General features: G+C 42.3%; 1 pseudogene. It reads left to right on the forward strand.

From position 1 onward, the window contains the following. Window positions 1-272 (forward strand): annotated as a pseudogene (locus tag AAEY68_RS21085) (diguanylate phosphodiesterase); the annotation flags it as partial.

Raw genomic sequence — 272 nt, forward strand, 5'->3', positions numbered from 1 at the left:
CTATTATAGATAGTGATGATGCAGATTATGCGGAGCAGCTTTTACTTTCGGGTGTCACCGACTTTATACGTGCCCCATACGATCCGCCATTTTTAAATAAAGTATGCGACCATGCAGCGCGTCGCGAAGACTTTATGGTGAGCTACGCTGAATTTGCTAACAAAGTAGAGCAACTGAGCATAAGCGAAGTGCGATACCGAGATTTATTTTCTGCGCATCAACGTATTTTATTGCATTTAAATACTGTCGTTCTAGAACTTGATCAGCAAGGG

The sequence above is a fragment of the Pseudoalteromonas sp. RB2-MNA-CIBAN-0110 genome, assembly GCF_040309305.1.
GTDB lineage: Bacteria > Pseudomonadota > Gammaproteobacteria > Enterobacterales > Alteromonadaceae > Pseudoalteromonas > Pseudoalteromonas arctica.